Annotated in this window: 15 protein-coding genes; 6 read left to right on the top strand and 9 right to left on the bottom strand. The window is 64.1% G+C overall.

Annotated elements, in window-relative coordinates:
- The 3 genes from M8J71_RS18620 to M8J71_RS18610 all read right to left on the bottom strand — a co-directional run bounded on the left by M8J71_RS18620 (position 1) and on the right by M8J71_RS18610 (position 4,358).
- Positions 1 to 867: a PRD domain-containing protein gene (locus tag M8J71_RS18620; RefSeq protein WP_256249294.1), complete on the bottom strand. Its 867-nt coding sequence runs from the start codon at positions 865 to 867 to the stop codon at positions 1 to 3.
- Positions 868 to 977: 110 nt separating this feature from the next.
- On the bottom strand, positions 978 to 2,399 hold the full coding sequence (locus M8J71_RS18615) for a glycoside hydrolase family 1 protein (RefSeq protein WP_256249293.1): 1,422 nt from the start codon (positions 2,397 to 2,399) through the stop codon (positions 978 to 980).
- 39 nt (positions 2,400 to 2,438) lie between these two features.
- Positions 2,439 to 4,358, bottom strand: a complete 1,920-nt coding sequence (locus M8J71_RS18610) for a beta-glucoside-specific PTS transporter subunit IIABC (RefSeq protein ID WP_256249292.1) — start codon at positions 4,356 to 4,358, stop codon at positions 2,439 to 2,441.
- A gap of 226 nt (positions 4,359 to 4,584) precedes the next feature.
- Here M8J71_RS18610 and radA point away from each other — a divergent pair, with 226 nt between their 5' ends.
- Complete coding sequence (gene radA / locus M8J71_RS18605) at positions 4,585 to 5,958, top strand: DNA repair protein RadA (protein ID WP_256249291.1); 1,374 nt, start codon at positions 4,585 to 4,587, stop codon at positions 5,956 to 5,958.
- 124 nt (positions 5,959 to 6,082) lie between these two features.
- Positions 6,083 to 7,780 (top strand): sensor histidine kinase, encoded by a 1,698-nt coding sequence (locus M8J71_RS18600; RefSeq protein WP_256249290.1) that lies wholly within the window; start codon positions 6,083 to 6,085, stop codon positions 7,778 to 7,780.
- Between the two features lie 100 nt (positions 7,781 to 7,880).
- Here M8J71_RS18600 and M8J71_RS18595 read toward each other — a convergent pair whose 3' ends face one another.
- Positions 7,881 to 8,150: a hypothetical protein gene (locus M8J71_RS18595; protein WP_256249289.1), complete on the bottom strand. Its 270-nt coding sequence runs from the start codon at positions 8,148 to 8,150 to the stop codon at positions 7,881 to 7,883.
- A 109-nt stretch (positions 8,151 to 8,259) separates the two neighbouring features.
- Between M8J71_RS18595 and M8J71_RS18590 the strand changes: the two genes are divergently transcribed.
- Entirely contained in the window at positions 8,260 to 8,733 is a 474-nt protein-coding gene (locus M8J71_RS18590) for an NUDIX domain-containing protein (RefSeq protein WP_256249288.1), read from the top strand.
- A gap of 8 nt (positions 8,734 to 8,741) precedes the next feature.
- Here M8J71_RS18590 and M8J71_RS18585 read toward each other — a convergent pair whose 3' ends face one another.
- From M8J71_RS18585 to M8J71_RS18565, 5 genes are read right to left on the bottom strand one after another with little or no spacing between them, the layout of a single operon-like run.
- A complete protein-coding gene (locus tag M8J71_RS18585) occupies positions 8,742 to 9,062 on the bottom strand; it encodes a hypothetical protein (protein ID WP_256249287.1) in 321 nt (106 codons plus the stop codon).
- A 19-nt stretch (positions 9,063 to 9,081) separates the two neighbouring features.
- Complete coding sequence (locus tag M8J71_RS18580; protein ID WP_163161365.1) at positions 9,082 to 9,486, bottom strand: universal stress protein; 405 nt, start codon at positions 9,484 to 9,486, stop codon at positions 9,082 to 9,084.
- Positions 9,483 to 11,021 (bottom strand): tripartite tricarboxylate transporter permease, encoded by a 1,539-nt coding sequence (locus tag M8J71_RS18575; RefSeq protein WP_256249286.1) that lies wholly within the window; start codon positions 11,019 to 11,021, stop codon positions 9,483 to 9,485. The genes M8J71_RS18580 and M8J71_RS18575 overlap by 4 nt, the downstream gene beginning before the upstream one ends.
- A 10-nt stretch (positions 11,022 to 11,031) precedes the next feature.
- Entirely contained in the window at positions 11,032 to 11,616 is a 585-nt protein-coding gene (locus tag M8J71_RS18570) for a tripartite tricarboxylate transporter TctB family protein (protein ID WP_256249285.1), read from the bottom strand.
- A gap of 5 nt (positions 11,617 to 11,621) precedes the next feature.
- Positions 11,622 to 12,626 carry a Bug family tripartite tricarboxylate transporter substrate binding protein gene (locus M8J71_RS18565; protein ID WP_256249283.1) on the bottom strand — a complete coding sequence of 335 codons (1,005 nt, stop codon included), beginning with the start codon at positions 12,624 to 12,626 and terminating at the stop codon, positions 11,622 to 11,624.
- 142 nt (positions 12,627 to 12,768) lie between these two features.
- Here M8J71_RS18565 and M8J71_RS18560 point away from each other — a divergent pair, with 142 nt between their 5' ends.
- From M8J71_RS18560 to M8J71_RS18550, 3 genes are all read left to right on the top strand, one after another.
- Positions 12,769 to 13,653 (top strand): LysR substrate-binding domain-containing protein, encoded by an 885-nt coding sequence (locus M8J71_RS18560; protein WP_256249281.1) that lies wholly within the window; start codon positions 12,769 to 12,771, stop codon positions 13,651 to 13,653.
- Between the two features lie 139 nt (positions 13,654 to 13,792).
- On the top strand, positions 13,793 to 14,707 hold the full coding sequence (gene kdgD / locus M8J71_RS18555) for a 5-dehydro-4-deoxyglucarate dehydratase (RefSeq protein ID WP_256249280.1): 915 nt from the start codon (positions 13,793 to 13,795) through the stop codon (positions 14,705 to 14,707).
- Between the two features lie 41 nt (positions 14,708 to 14,748).
- The coding region (locus M8J71_RS18550; RefSeq protein WP_256249279.1) for an aldehyde dehydrogenase family protein at positions 14,749 to 15,220 on the top strand (472 nt) is incomplete at its 3' end.

Genomic DNA, 15,220 nt, shown 5'->3' with positions numbered 1-15,220 from the left:
TTAACTTCCAGTTTCGGCGCCCTGGCTGAGTCGCAGGTCGTCTGCCATCCGGGCGACGTGGAGCGTCAGGTAGGTCACCTCGTCATCCGTCAGGGGTTCGCCTAGCCGCAGTTCCAGCACCGCCTGCAGCTTCAGGGCTGTGCCGAAGGCTTCGGGGTAGGCTTCCCGGATTGCTGAGCCGAGGCCGGTTGCCCCTTCCGCCAACTGCCGGCCGGTGTGGGCGCGGACGAAGAAGTAGCGCAAGTGCGTGATGAACCGGGCAGCGTTGACTGTCTCCCGGTCAAAGGCGCGGCCGTAGGCCTGTTCCAGGACCTCGAAGAGCTGGGCGAAGACGCCGGTCATTTGGTAGGTGTAGGACAGGTCGCCGCTGGCGAATCCCGCGTTCACCAGGTGGAGTGCCACAGCAACCGACTCGTCGCGGGGCAACTGTTCCTCAAGCTTGTCGTTCACGAAATCAACGATCTGCTGCCCCATCCGCAGCTCGTCCGGATACAGGTGCGCCACCTCGGCCCGGAGCGGGTATTCAATGTTCAGGCCCTGGCGCAGCCGCTTAATGGCGAAGCTCAAGTGATCCGCGAGCGCCACCACTGAGGTGGAGTTCAGGGGTCCTGTCATTCCGTTTCGGGCAATTTCCAGTGCCTGGTCTGCCAGGGTCAGGTGTTCGGGTGGAATTGCCGCCACCAGCGCACCGAAGTTATCGGCGTTGCGCCCGTCCTCAGGGACGAAGACGCGCACCACTTTGGTTTCGTCCACCTGTTGCCCAGGTTTGGCCTGGAAGCCGAGGCCACGGCCGGTGAGGATGACCTCTCCCCTGTCGGCGGCGCGGGCGAGGACGACGTTGTTGTTGAAAACGCGCAACACCTCCACGTCGTCCTCCTTTCGTCGTTGAGCGGGATGCGTTCCCAGGGAGTTTTTGTCCAGATACGCAGGCTTTAGGGCGTCGTCGTATCTGGACAAAAACTCCGCTGGTGCAGGTGCTAGTTTTTCAGGCTGGCGCCGTTGCTGGCGATAACTTCCTTGTACCAACCGTAGGACTTCTTCGGGTAGCGCTCCATGGAGCCGGTGCCGTCATCGTTGCGGTCCACATAGATGAAACCGTAGCGCTTACTCATCTGGGCCGTGGAGGCGCTAACCAGGTCGATGCATCCCCAGGAGGTGTAGCCCATCAGCTGGACCCCGTCTTCAACCGCTTCACGGGCCTGCACCAGGTGGTTGTTGAGGTAGCCGATGCGGTAATCGTCGACGACGGTCTTTTCGCCGTCGACTTCCTCCAACTGATCCACGGCGCCCAGGCCGTTCTCCACGATGAAGAGCGGCTTCTGCCAGCGGTCCCAGTAGTCATTGAGCGCCACCCGAAGGCCCTGCGGGTCGATCTGCCAGCCCCACTCCGATGCCTTGAGCGTGGGGTTGGGGACGCCGCCCATGATGTTGCCCGGCCCCTTCTCCTTTTTGGCGGGATCTGCCGTCTCGCAGATGCTCATGTAGTAGCTGAAGGAGACGAAGTCCACGGTGTTCTTCAGGTCTTCGCGGTCCTGGGCGGTGATGTCCAGTTCGATGCCGTTGTCGCGGAAGTACCGGAGCAGGTACCCGGGGTACTCGCCGCGGCAGTGGATGTCGCCAAAGGCATAGCTGTCCTGTGCGGTGTGCATCGCCGCCACGACGTCCGAGGGGTCCGGCGTCAGCGGGTAGGTGGGGAGGGCAATGATCATGCAGCCAACCTGGGCGCCGGGCATCAGTTCGTGCGCCAGTTTGGTGGCCCGCGCGGACGCCACCAGCTCATGGTGGATCGCCTGGTAGAGGTCCTGCTTGGTGAGCTGTTCCTTGGGGGTGGGGATGCCGCCGGAGAGGAACGGCTCATGGATCACCGAGTTGATCTCGTTGAACGTCAGCCAGTACTTCACCCGGCCGCCGAAGTGCTCGAACAGCGCGCGGCAGTAGCGCTCGTAGAAGCCGATCAGCTCACGGTTGGTCCAGCCGTTGTACTTCCGCGCCAGGTGGAGGGGGGTTTCATAGTGGCTGATGGTCACCAGCGGTTCGATGCCGTGCTTCTCGAGTTCATCGAGGATCCGCGAGTAATAAGCCAGGCCCTCGGCATTGGGGGTTTCCTCGTCGCCGAGCGGGAAGATCCGGCTCCACGCGATGGAGAAACGGAACACCTTGAAGCCCATGTCCGCAAAGAGGGCAATGTCCTCTGCGTAGCGGTGGTAGAAGTCGATCGCCACCTGCTTGAGGTTCTCCGGCGTCGGGCCTTCAGTGGGGGTCTCTGTGATGCCCTTTGGCATCACGTCCTGGATGGAGAGCCCCTTGCCGCCCTCGTTGTACGCGCCTTCGATCTGGTTCGCGGCGGTGGCGCCGCCCCAGAGGAATCCGTCGGGGAAAGTGGTGGTCACAGTAATCATTCCTTCATCGGTAGGACTGGAAAGTGGAGGGACGTGGGCTCAGACCTGGACGGTGATGGCGGTGTCGCCCTGGGCGAGCGTGCCGCCGGCCACCGGGTCCACGCCCGCGAGCTGGGCGGTGTTGGTGACCATCACCAGGGTGGTGGTGTCGTACCCGGCTTCGGTGACAAGGTCCAGGTCGACGACGGCGAGCAGGTCACCGGCGCGGACCTGCTGGCCCCGGGTAACGGCGGATTCGAAGCCGCGGCCCTGGAGCTGGACGGTGTCGATGCCGATGTGGACCAGGACTTCCACGCCGTCCTCGGACTTGATGCCGAAGGCGTGGCCGGTTTTCATGGCCGCCTTGATGGAGCCGGAAATCGGCGAGTAGATATGGCCGTCAGCCGGAATGATGCCCAAGCCCTTGCCCATGGCGCCGGAGGCGAACACCTTGTCCTGGACATCGGCGAGCGCTACTGCCTGCCCGGCGACGGGGGCCAGGACTTCCACGGTGCCGGACATGGTGGCGGCGTGTGCCGGGGAAGCCGGGACCGGCTGCGCTGCTGCCGGGATAGCCGCAGCGGTCTCCGGAACGGACGTGCCGGCGTCGGACGCTGCCGCCGCAGCTTCCTCGCGTGGGCCGAAGAAGAACGTCAGGAGGAAGGCGATGAGGATTGCCGCGCCGGTGCCCAGCAGCTGGAGGGCGAAGTTGCCAACGGTGCTGAACGCAGGCAGGCCAAGGAGTGACGGGAACACGAAGGACGTGGCACCGCTTCCGCCGGCGGCTGCGATGGCACCGCCCACAACACCGCCGGTGATGCCGAAGTAAAAGGGCTTCTTCAGGGGCAGGTTGACGCCGTAGATGGCGGGTTCGGTGATGCCGGCCAGGAACCCTGACAAGGCGGCGGGGCCTGCAACGGTACGGCGGGCTTTGTTGCGGGTGCGGAACATCACGGCGAGGGTTGCGCCGGCCTGGCCGAGGACTGCTGCCAGCAGGGGACCCATCAGGAGGGAGTAGCCCTGGGTGGCAATCTCGTTCAGCATGCCCGGGACCAGGCCCCAGTGCAGGCCGAAGAGGACAAAGACCTGCCAGAAGCCGCCCATAATGCCGCCGGCCAGCCAGGGCGCGAAGGGGACGGCCGCGTTGATGGCGGTGGAGAGGCCCTGGGCAGCGTAGGTGGTGACCGGGCCGACAGTCAGCAGGACCAATGGGACCATAACAAGCAGGGTCAGCAGCGGCGTGGTGAAGTTCCGGATGGCGGACGGCAGCCCGCGGGTGAGGAAGCGCTCCAGGTAACCCTGCAGCCAGACTGCCACGATGATGGGCAGCACGGAGCTGGTGTAGTTCATCATCACCATCGGGATGCCGGCGAAGTTGACGGGTTCCGGCTGTCCGGCGAGCGCCACGATGCTCGGGTAGACCAGGGCGCCGGCGATGGCCATGGACGTGAACTGGTTGGTCTTGAACCGCTTGGCGGCAGTGACTGCCAGGAAGATCGGCAGGAAGTAGAAGAGGGCATCCGCGGTGGCTGCCAGGATCACGTTTGTCTGCGACGCCGGATCCAGCCAGCCGAACTGGGTTGCCATGCTCAGGAATGCCTTGAGCAGGCCGGCTGCGGCAAGTGGCCAGATGACCGGGGAGAAAATCGAGGAGATGAGGTCGATGAAGCGGTTGAAGAGGTTGCCGTGCGCGGCGGGTTCCTCGTTGGCGCCTGCGTCTTCGCCGAGCCTGGTGATCTTGCCGAGTTCGGCGTAGACGGTGGGCACATTGTTCCCGATGACCACCTGGTACTGGCCGCCGGCCTTCATGACCGTGATAACGCCGGGGAGTTTTTCGATGGCTGCGGTGTCAGCCTTTGCGTCGTCCCGCAGCTTGAGCCGGAGCCGGGTAGCGCAGTGGGTGGCGCTGGCGATGTTCTTCTCGCCGCCCACGCCCTGCAGGATGTCTCCGGCCAGCGACCGGTAGTCCACAGTTGCCATGTCAGACCTCTCTGTCTATTTTTGGGCACAAAAAAAGACCCGAGACGCACATCGTGTGCTTCTCAGGCCTTGCCCCGTTCGGGTAACAATCCTGTAGGCGAAATTGCCTTCGACGGATGACTATACAGGTGGCGAAGGTCACCTGCAAGTGCATTTTGGGCCTGGTGGTGCTGGGGCGGGGTTTGGGTGGGGAGGAATGTCAGTGCCCGCCACTAGGGTGGAACGCATGGCTACCAAGACTTCCCGGGCATCCAAGGCGCCCGCCTACAAGTGCGCCGAGTGCGGCTGGACCACCGCCAAGTGGGTTGGCCGGTGCGGCGAGTGCCAGGCATGGGGCACCGTGGAGGAAACCGGCACCGCAGTGGCGCGTACGACGGCGGCTACCACCGTCCTGGAGCCGGCCCGCCGGATCGCCGAAGTGGACGCCACCACCGCCGCCTACCTGCCAACGGGCGTTGACGAACTGGACCGGGTGCTGGGCGGAGGGCTGGTCCCGGGTGCCGTCATCCTGCTCGCCGGCGAACCCGGCGTGGGCAAGTCCACGCTGCTCCTGGACGTAGCCGCGAAGTTTGCCCGGACAGCGCAGGACGTGTTGTACGTGACCGGCGAAGAGTCCGCAGCGCAGGTGAAGCTGCGTGCGGAGCGGATCGACGCCGTGGCGGAATCGCTGTACCTCTCCGCGGAAACGGACTTGGGCCAGGCCCTCGGGCAGGTGGAGAAGATTGAGCCGCGGCTGCTGATCGTGGACTCGGTCCAGACCCTGAGCAGCGCCGACGTTGACGGCAGCGCCGGCGGCGTTTCGCAGGTTCGGGAAGTGGCAGCTTCCATCATTGCCGCGGCCAAGAGGCGGAACATGACCACTCTTCTGGTGGGTCACGTGACCAAGGATGGCTCCATCGCCGGGCCACGGCTGCTGGAGCACCTGGTGGACGTGGTGTGCCAGTTTGAGGGTGAACGCCATTCCCGGCTCCGGCTGCTCCGGGCCGTTAAAAACCGCTACGGGCCCACCGACGATGTGGGCTGCTTCGACTTGAACGAAAACGGCATCGAAGGGCTCGCCGATCCCAGCGGGCTCTTTGTCAGCCGTACAAAGGATCCTGTTTCGGGCACGTGCATCACCGTAACCATGGAAGGACGGCGCCCGCTGCTGGCGGAGGTGCAGTCACTGCTCGCCGAGAGCGCCAACTCCCAGCCGCGACGGGCTACCAGCGGCCTCGACAGTTCCCGGGTTTCCATGCTGCTGGCCGTGCTGCAGCAACGTGCGGGTACCTTGCTGCACAAGGATGATTCCTATGTGGCCACGGTGGGCGGAGTAAAGCTGAGCGAGCCCGCCACGGACCTCGCTGTTGCCCTTGCCGTCGCATCGGCAAAGGCGCGCAAGCCGTTGCCCATCCGGCTGGTTGCCTTCGGCGAGGTGGGCCTGGCCGGCGAGGTCCGCCCTGTCCCCGGCATCAACCAGCGCATCCAGGAGGCCCACCGGCTGGGATTCACCCACGCGGTGGTTCCGGCAAGCCATACCGGGCCGGGGCCGGTTCCAGCGGGGTTTTCGGTGCGGGAAGTGGAGCACTTGACGGAAGCCTTGAGCCTGCTGATTGGATAAGGGCATGCAGCATGGGTAGAGCTTGCGGGCGGGAAACACCAGCGATGTCTTGCTTTCACCGGTACTCTGGAGCTACTTTCAAGCAGCCGGAGGGTTGTTATTTCTGCGCTGGGGGGCCAGATTGGTGAAGCAACGTCAAGAATCGGACAGGGCTGCGCTCGGCAGTGCCGGAGAATTGGCCATCAACGGCCCCCTTGCAGATCACGTCGATGCGCTGCACGGAAGGCTTGGAGTCCGGGGGCGGGTTGTGCTGGCCCAACTGCCCTTCACCATCACCGTTTGCCTTGTGGTGGCGGCTGCGGCAGTGTTCAGCCCGGCGAGCCTGGCAAGCGATATGTTCCGCATGGCACTGCTCGCCCATACGGCGATCTTCGCCGCCTGCCTCGCCGTTCCGTGGGGGAGGCTGCCGGCAGGTGCGTCTGCAGCCATTCCCGTCCTGGACTGCATCGCCGTTGGATTTACCAGGGAGGCCGGTGGGCCGGCCTTCAACGTCCTCAGCCTGTTGCTGGTATTTCCCGTCATCTGGCTGTCGGTGCGCCGCCGACGCTACATGCTTTTCCTTGCCATCCTTGGGGTGGTGCTCAGCACCGCGCTCCCCACTGCCGTCGCCGTCTCGGCTCAGGCTCCCGGGGCGATGATCAGGACAATATTCCTGCCCTTGGTGATGTCAGCCATCGCCGTTACAGCGTATGCGGTGGCCGGCATCGTTTTCCGGCAACGCGAGAGGCTTCTGCTCAGCGAACATGAACTGGCACAGACGCTCGCGGAGAACGTGCGCCGCCAGCGCCTTCTGGACGCAGTGCTGGCAGCAGTAGGAATAGGAGTCTGGGTGGTGGATGCTGAGGGCAGGACCGTCCTGACGAATAAGGCGATGCAGGCCGATCCCGCGCTGGCCGCCCTTACTGAGGCGGCCGGCCACGGCGGGCTTTTCCTGGCAGACCGGTCCTCCCCGGCGCCCCCGGACCTGTCGCCGGTATCGCGTGCCATCAGCGGCTCCGCCTTTTCCGATGAGCTGTATTGGACCGGCGACCCCGACGACCCGGCCCGGCAACGTGCATATTCGGTGGGCGCCCACGGCATACCTGCGAGCCAAGGGAAGGACGGCGGTTCGGTCCTGACATTCGTGGACGTGACGCGCTTGATCAGCGCGCTGGCAGCCAAGGACAACTTTGTTGCCACCGTTTCCCACGAGCTGCGCACGCCGCTGACGTCGATCCTCGGCTACCTTGAGCTGGTCTTGGACGAGCCGGGCCACGAGGAGATCCAGTCTGAGCTCCTGGTGGTGCACCGGAATGCCCAACACCTGCTGGGTCTGGTCAACGACCTCATCGCGGTCGCGTCGGAGCGTGTGGAGCTGTCCCTGGAGGACACGGACCTGGCCAAGCTGGTGACGGAAGTAGTCGATTCGACCATTCCCAAGGCAGCCATGAACGGTCTCGAACTGGAGCTCGACGTCGAGCAGCCCCTGCCCGCCCGTGTTGACCCAGGCCGGATCCGCCAAGTACTCGGCAACCTCCTCTCCAACGCCATCAAGTATTCGAAGGAGGGCGGACGGATCACTGTGCTGGCACAGAGGAATGGGCAAACGCTTGTCTGTTCGATTACGGATACCGGCGTTGGCATGAGCGCGGAAGAGCAGGAGCAGGCTTTCACGAAGTTCTTCCGCTCGGCGCGGTCCCGTGAAACCGCCATCCCTGGCGCCGGCCTGGGCTTGCCGGTCAGCAAAACGATCATTGAAGCCCATGGCGGATCGATCAGCCTCGCCAGCACGCAGGGCACGGGTACCACCGCAACATTCATGATCCCGTGTGCTGAGGACTAAGCCATCAGCCGGCTCGGCCCAGCCTGTCGGGTCCCTGGTGGCCGGCATCCCCGCGGCCGGTTGGGCTGACGGGCCGGCCGTACTGCACCAGCGCGGAAAATCAGCCGTGCTGCGTCAACGAATCGGGGTCGTCCTTGTGGGCGTTGAAGAGCCAGCCGGAAACGTCGCTGCGCAGCACCAGGAGCGGGCCGCCGGTGGCGCTGACGTTTCCTGTGGGCACGTAATAGCCGCGGCCGGATCCAGGTCCGCCCGCCGCACGGTCCAGGGCGTCAACCAGGTGCCGCGGCAGGTGGCCCTGCGGGCCAAGAATGCGGAGCTCATCAAGTTCTTCCGGCGTAAGCCGTCCCAAAACCTCAGCGATGTTGGCCATGACCGGTCCCTTCGAGCAGAGTGCCTGAAGGAATAACCTAAAGCAGCGCCGTGAACTGCAGGTTAACGTTGGACGGCGACTACCGTTCGTTGACGCAGGTGGAGGACAGATGCCGGTTTTCAGTGCAGGACTACTGCTGTACAGGAGGGCAAACCCCGGTGGTCTGGAGGTCTGGATAGCCCACATGGGTGGCCCGTTTTGGGCACGCAAGGATGCACATGCCTGGTCAGTGCCGAAGGGCGAATACACCGTGGACGAAGATCCGCTTGCGGCCGCCCTGCGGGAGTTCGCCGAAGAAATGGGTTCCCCCGCTCCGGCCGCGGACTACCAGCAGCTCGGGCAGTTCCGGCAGCCGTCCGGCAAAATCATCACGGTGTTTACTGCAGAGCAGGACTTCCAGCCGGACCGGATTGTCAGCAACACTTTCCCACTGGAGTGGCCCAAGGGTTCGGGCCGGATCCAGCACTACCCGGAAATCGACGACGCCCGCTGGTTTCCCGAAGCGGAAGCACGGCTCAAGCTGGTCAAGGGCCAACTGCCGGTCCTTGATGCCCTGGCGGAACACGTCCGCGGGCAGTCATAGGACCGGCGTCAAGCAGCCGCCTGTTCGCGCGGCGACCGGCCCCGCTCTGGAACTTGTAGCGGTGCCTGCGTCCGTGCAGGTGCCCCGTCCTGCGACACCTTGGTGACCGTCACGCCGTCAACAGAACAGAGCATTGTCCTTCCGGCGCCGTCGTTCCTGATCATCCAGAAAACGCTGCGGTCTGCGGCAATCATGTCGATCGTTCCGGAGATCACGGCCCCACCCGCCGTACGCACCTCCACGTGGTCGTTCCTGCATAGTTTGGACCAGTCAGGGACGGGGGCAGCTGCAGGCACCGGGCCGCGGCGGGCGGGATTGTGTTTGTACATGGAGTTTCCGTCATCTGCCTTAGAAGTGCCCGCCGTCGGCTTTGACGGCCAGGACCGGGCGGTCTGCCTGCATCAGGATCTGCTGGGCATGGCTGCCCAGGATGAATTTCCCTACCTGGGTACGGTGCCGCAGGCCAATAACGATAAGCGAGGCATCAACTTCCCTGGCAACATCGAGGAACTCATCGGCCAGATCGTGCTGGTAGGGCGGCTGGATAACAGTTGCCTTTACTCCGACGTCGGCAGCACGCTTGGCAGCCTGCGCCAAAACGTCTTCCGGGGCCACAGACTTGTCCACCAGGGCACCCTGCCGGGCCGAGTTGACGATCACTAGGTCCTCGTTGCGGAGCTTTGCTTCGGCGATGCCTGCTGCGAGCGCAGCCTGTCCTGCGGGCGTTGGGACGAATCCGACGATGATGCTCATACCTTCTCCTTGATGTCCGGTGTGGCGGCTGATGTTGAGGCAGTTGAACTGCGCTTGCGCTTGGCGATGGCGGTACGGATGGCCGGAAGTACGGCTACCAGGACGAAGACCACCAGCAGCGTGGCAGAGATGGGACGGCCGAAGAACCCCAGGGGATCGCCGCCGAAGACCAGCAGGGAACGGCGCATGGAGCTCTCCAGCAGCTCGCCGAGCACGAAGGCCAGCACCAGGGGGCCCGGTTCGAAGCCGAACTTCTTCATGAGGTAGCCGATGATGCCGAAAACCACCACGAGCGTCACGTCAAACATGCTGTTGTTGATGGTGTAGGCGCCCAACAGCGTGATCAGGGCCGTGACGGGAGCCAGGATGGCGGCCCGGACGCGGAGGATCTTCACGAAGATCCCCACCAGCGGCAGGCTCATGATCAGCAGCAGGATGTTGCCGATGTACATGGAGTTCACCACGCCCCAGAAGAGCTCCGGGTTCTGCTCCACCAACTGCGGGCCGGGGGTGACACCCTGGATCAGCAGCGCACCGAACATCAGCGCCATGGTGGCGTTGGCGGGGATGCCAAGCGTCAGCAGAGGAATGAAGGACGAGGTGGCGGCAGCATTGTTGGCGGTTTCCGGTCCTGCGACGCCCTCGGGGGCACCCTTGCCGAAGCGTTCCGGCTGCTTTGCCCGCTTTTTCTCCATGGCGTAGGAAGCCATGGAGGCGATGGTTGCACCGCCTCCGGGCAGGATGCCCAGGAAGAAGCCCAGCACCGAACCACGGCCGATGGCACCCGACGCCTGTTTGAGGTCTTTGCGGGAAGGCCAGACATTGGCGACTTTCGACGGCGCCTTGGCGGCCCGGTGCCGCTCCTCAAGGTTGTAGAGGATTTCGCCGAGGCCAAAAATGCCCATGGCGATCGGCACGAAATCGATGCCGTCAGCGAGTTGCAGACTGCCAAACGTAAACCGGCTTTCACCCGTAAAAATGTCCCGGCCAACCGTGGCGAGGAGCAGTCCGAGCGCCGCGGCGATGAGTGCTTTGGCTTTTGACCCGCTGCTGATGGTTGCCACGAGGAGGATGCCGAGCATGGCCAGCGCTGTGTATTCGGGCGGCCCGAAGTCCAGGGCGAAGCTGGCCACGATGGGGGCGAGGAACGTCAGGCCAATAATGGCCGCGGTGCCGCCCACAAAGGAGCCGATGGAGGCCAGGCCCAGCGCCGTGCCGGCCCTGCCCTGCTTCGCCATCTGGTAGCCGTCGAACACGGTAACCACCGAGGAGGCTTCACCCGGCAGGCGCAGGAGGACGGAAGTGATGGTGCCGCCGTACTGTGCGCCGTAGAAGATTCCGGCGAGCATGATGATTGCGGTGACCGGCTCCACGTTGTAGGTGAGCGGAAGCAGGATGGCGATGGTTGCCGCAGGCCCCAGGCCGGGCAGCACACCGATCAGCATGCCGATCACGACTCCAATCAGGCAGTAAAGGAGGTTGGTGGGCTCCAGGACTACCGCGAATCCGTTGATAACGGGATTGAGAAAATCCACGGGAGGTCTCCTAGAAGAGGTGGGGAACGGAGGTGTTCAACGCGAGGACGAAGATGGCATAAAAAGCGATGACGACGCTCGCACTGACCACCAGCGTGGAGCGCCAGGTTTCGCCGCCGAGGAAGCGCATCCAGATGATGCAGAGCACCAGGGCAGGCAGTTCGAAGCCAATCAGCGGCATGAGGGCCACCATGGCTGCGAGGGTCACCAGGCCGGTGAGCGGCGAGGTGGACATGCGCGTGAACTTTTCCGCGTCCCGGTTGTGCCGGCCGGCAACCAGCTGGAACAGGCCCAGGGCCACCATGACGCAGCTGATGATGAACGGCCACAGGCCGGGCTGCGGGGCGGACGGCGTGCCCAGCCCCAGTGCCATAGAGAGGATGGCTGCAGCAACACCGACGCCAAGAACCACCAATGATGATGCAACGTTGGCGAGGGCTCCGGCTGCGGGAGGTTTTTCTTCCTCCCACTGTGCTGCGAGTTGTTCTGGGGTCAGGTCATCCAGGACTTCATCGGGGAAGGTATGGGGGGCGTCCCCGCCGGAGGCAGCAGTAGCACTGCTGCCTCCGGCGGGTCCTGCGGGGGTTCCTTTCACGGAAATCACTTATTTCCGCTCAGGCTGATGCCGTGCTTCTCCACCAGTTCCTTGTACTTCGCTGCGTATGCCTTCCATTCCGTCACGACTTCCTCGCCGGAAATCTCCTTCGGGGTCAGCATGTTCTTCTTGTTGAACTCCTTGTAGGCGTCAGACTTGAACGACTCCTGGAACGCGGCGAGCAGCTTGTCCTTGACCTCCTGCGGGGTACCCTTCGGGGCGGCCACCGCACGGTACTGGGCAACCGGAACGTCGTAGCCGGCTTCCTTTGCCGTGGGCGTGTCAGGAAGGAAGCTGTTGCGCTCTTCTGAGAAGACCAGGAGCGGGCTCACCTTTCCGGCCTCGATCTGCGGCATGGCTTCGCCCAACTGGATAGTGGCGAGCTCCACCTGGTTGCCGAGGACTGCAGTCAGGGCCGGCTTGCCGCTGTCAAAGGGGATGTCCGTGCCTTTGACGTCAGCCTGCTTGAACAGCACCGTCTGGGCAAGTTGGCTACCCGTGCCGACGCCGGTGGTGCCGAAGGTGACGTTGCGTCCTGCTGCGGTTACATCCTGGAAGGACTTGAACCCGGACTCGGCGCTGGCCACCAGCACGTAGTCGTCCTGGGACAAGCCCGCAATGATGTCCAGGTCATCAATGTTCACTGCTTCATCGGCGCTGACCGCCAGGGGGGTGATGGTGATCAGGGATGCGTTGAGCAGGACCAATTCCTGGCCATCGGCGGGCTTTCCGGCCATTTCCTTGGTGGCCAGGGCGCCATTGGCGCCAGGCTTGTTGACCACTGGCATCGGCTGGCCGAGGGTCTTCGCGGCACCTTCGGCGAGGGCGCGGGCAATCAGGTCGGTGCTGCCACCGGCTGCTTGGCCTACGGAGAGGTTGACGGGGCCGGACGGGTATTTGGCCGAGTCGGCCGCGCCGCCGCCGGCGACATTGCCGCACGCCGTCAGCGCCAGCAGCGTAACGGCCGATGCCGCTCCGAGAATCGTGCGGCGTGTGGGGAAGTGCTTCATTGGAACTCCTAGTTGGCACGGCGGGCGTTGGGGCCCGGAACATCTGTGAAGCGGGTCACCCCGTTCGCTTTGTCGAGTGTAGGGAGTGGTTATGATGCATGTCTAAGCCCAAATCTGCATCATTTGATACCTGGAAGGCATCATGTTTACTTTTGACCAGCTTGCCGGCTTTATCGCCGTGGCGGAGGAGCTCCACTTTGGACGGGCGGCGGAACGGCTCAACATGACGCAGCCCCCGCTAAGCCGCCAGATCCAGAAGCTGGAGAAGATCGTGGGTGCGGAACTGCTTGAGCGGGACAACCGCAAAGTGGAGTTGACGCACGCTGGACAGACGTTCCTGGAGGAGGCGCGCCGTCTTATGGCCCTTGCCGAACGGGCACCGGTAACGGCGCGGCGCATCGCTTCGGGGCGGTCGGGCATGCTCCGCATCGGGTTTACCGCCGCCAGCGGCTTCAGCATCCTGGGGCCGCTCCTGGAGGAGCTTTCACAAATCATTCCCGATGTGGATGTGGACCTGCAGGAGCTGGTCACAGGCGAGCAGCTCAACGGGTTGCTGACGGGCGAACTGGATCTCGGGCTGGCGCGTCCTCCGTTCGACAAAGAGACCTTCGACTCCCACCTCCTTTACCGCGAGTCCATGGTCCTGGCCGTTCCGTCCGGCCATCCGCTGACGCTGTTGGCGCGGGATATTTCGCCGGAGGACTTCAAAGAGGAGCCGCTGATTATGCATTCCGCAACCCAGGCCCGCTATTTCTACGACCTTGTGGTCCGGACGCTCCCCTTCAACCATGCCAACGTAGTCCACACCGTGAGCCAGATCCTGACCATGGTGTCGCTGGTTGCAGCAAAGCGCGGGTTAGCCTTTGTGCCCCACTCCGCCACCCTGCTGGGCATCAAGGGCGTGGAGTTCCTCCCGCTCGCAGGCGGCGACGGGGAGCAGGTGGAGCTGCACGCCATCTGGAACCGCAGGATTACGAACCCTGCCCTTGAGCGCCTGCTGCGGGACCTTGAGTTCGCCATGGAATAGATGGGGGCGGCCGCAGCCGTCATGCCTGGAAGGTATCAATACATACAAAATTGCACTTAGACAGGCATCAGCGTCACTCCTAGTCTGGGAAGGAATCATCAGCCCGCCGCCCGCGGCGCACACACCGGAGGACCACACCGTGGCAAAGTACTCACCCCAGGAACTGGCGGACACCCTCAAGGAAGGCCTGCTGTCCTTCCCTGTCACCTCATTCGACGCCGAACTGCAGTTCGATGAGGAGAACTACCGCAAGCACCTGGCGTGGCAGGCGAGCTTCCCGGTGGCAGGGCTTTTCGCGGCCGGCGGTACCGGCGAAGGCTTCTCACTGACCCCGGCCGAATCAGAGCGCGTAGTGCGCACTGCCGTCGATGAAGTGGGCGGCCAGGTTCCTGTCCTTGCCTCTGCTGGCGGTTCCACTGCGCAGGCCATCGAGAATGCAAAAGCTGCCGAAGCGGCCGGCGCGGACGGTCTCCTGCTCCTCCCTCCGTACCTGACCGAAGCGGACCAGGCCGGGCTGACCGAACACGTGAGCGCAGTATGTGCGGCCACTTCCCTTGGTGTCATCATCTACAACCGGGCCAACGCCATCTACAAGGACACCACGGTGGCAACCCTGGCTGACCGACACGAAAACCTCATCGGCTTCAAGGACGGCGTAGGCGACCTCGAGCACGACGCCCGGGTCTACGCCAAGCTCGGCGACCGGCTCTTCTACCTTGGTGGCCTGCCTACCGCCGAAACCTTCGCACTGCCGCTGCTGCAGCTGGGCATGAGCACCTACTCCAGCGCCATGTACAACTTCGTTCCGCAGTTCGCCCTGGACTTCTACCAGGACGTGCGCAACAACGACCGCGTGGCCGTGAACAAGAAGCTAAACGACTTTGTTATCCCCTACCTTGACATCCGGGACCGTGTGAAAGGATATTCCGTGTCCATCGTCAAGGGTGGCCTGGACGCCATCGGCCGCTCGGCCGGGCCGGTCCGTCCGCCGCTGCAGAACCTCGCCGAGCAGGACCTCGCGGACCTCAAGGCCCTTATCGCCGCCGTCTCCTGATCAACCATCTCCTGATCCACCCTTTACTAGGAGGAACCACTGTGACCCTTACCGGACACTCCCTGATCGCCGGACAGCCCACTGCCGGCCAAGGCAAAACCACGTTCGGCTTCGACCCGGCAACGAACCAGGCGCTGGAGCCCACCTACACGCTGCTCACCGAGGAACAGCTCAAGGCAGCAACGGCCGCGGCCGCCGAGGCCTTCGCGTCCTTCAGCACCCTTGACCCGGAAACGCACGCCAGCTTCCTGGAAGCGATCGCGGACAACATCGAGGCCATCGGCGAGGAGCTGGTCATCCGCGCCGGCCAGGAAACCGGCCTGCCCTCCGCCCGGCTCCAGGGCGAACGCGCCCGCACCACCGGCCAGCTGCGCCTCTTCGCGGCGGTGGTCCGGCAGGGCGACTTCCGCGGCGTCCGCATCGACCCCGCGCTGCCCGAGCGTACTCCCCTCCCCCGCGCAGACATCCGCCAGCGCCAAATCCCGCTCGGCCCCGTCGCCGTGTTCGGGGCCA

Source organism: Pseudarthrobacter sp. R1 (assembly GCF_024494415.1).
Lineage (GTDB): Bacteria > Actinomycetota > Actinomycetes > Actinomycetales > Micrococcaceae > Arthrobacter.
The sequence above is the reverse complement of the archived record's forward strand: the minus strand, read 5'-3'. Positions and strand labels throughout refer to the sequence as shown.

Coding starts and splice junctions, on each gene's coding strand:
- M8J71_RS18615 (WP_256249293.1), bottom strand. CDS start 2,399: ATGATTACTGTGACCACCACTTTCCCCGACGGATTCCTCTGGGGCGGC.
- M8J71_RS18610 (WP_256249292.1), bottom strand. CDS start 4,358: ATGGCAACTGTGGACTACCGGTCGCTGGCCGGAGACATCCTGCAGGGC.
- radA (WP_256249291.1), top strand. CDS start 4,585: ATGGCTACCAAGACTTCCCGGGCATCCAAGGCGCCCGCCTACAAGTGC.
- M8J71_RS18595 (WP_256249289.1), bottom strand. CDS start 8,150: ATGGCCAACATCGCTGAGGTTTTGGGACGGCTTACGCCGGAAGAACTT.
- M8J71_RS18590 (WP_256249288.1), top strand. CDS start 8,260: ATGCCGGTTTTCAGTGCAGGACTACTGCTGTACAGGAGGGCAAACCCC.
- M8J71_RS18585 (WP_256249287.1), bottom strand. CDS start 9,062: ATGTACAAACACAATCCCGCCCGCCGCGGCCCGGTGCCTGCAGCTGCC.
- M8J71_RS18580 (WP_163161365.1), bottom strand. CDS start 9,486: ATGAGCATCATCGTCGGATTCGTCCCAACGCCCGCAGGACAGGCTGCG.
- M8J71_RS18565 (WP_256249283.1), bottom strand. CDS start 12,626: ATGAAGCACTTCCCCACACGCCGCACGATTCTCGGAGCGGCATCGGCC.
- M8J71_RS18560 (WP_256249281.1), top strand. CDS start 12,769: ATGTTTACTTTTGACCAGCTTGCCGGCTTTATCGCCGTGGCGGAGGAG.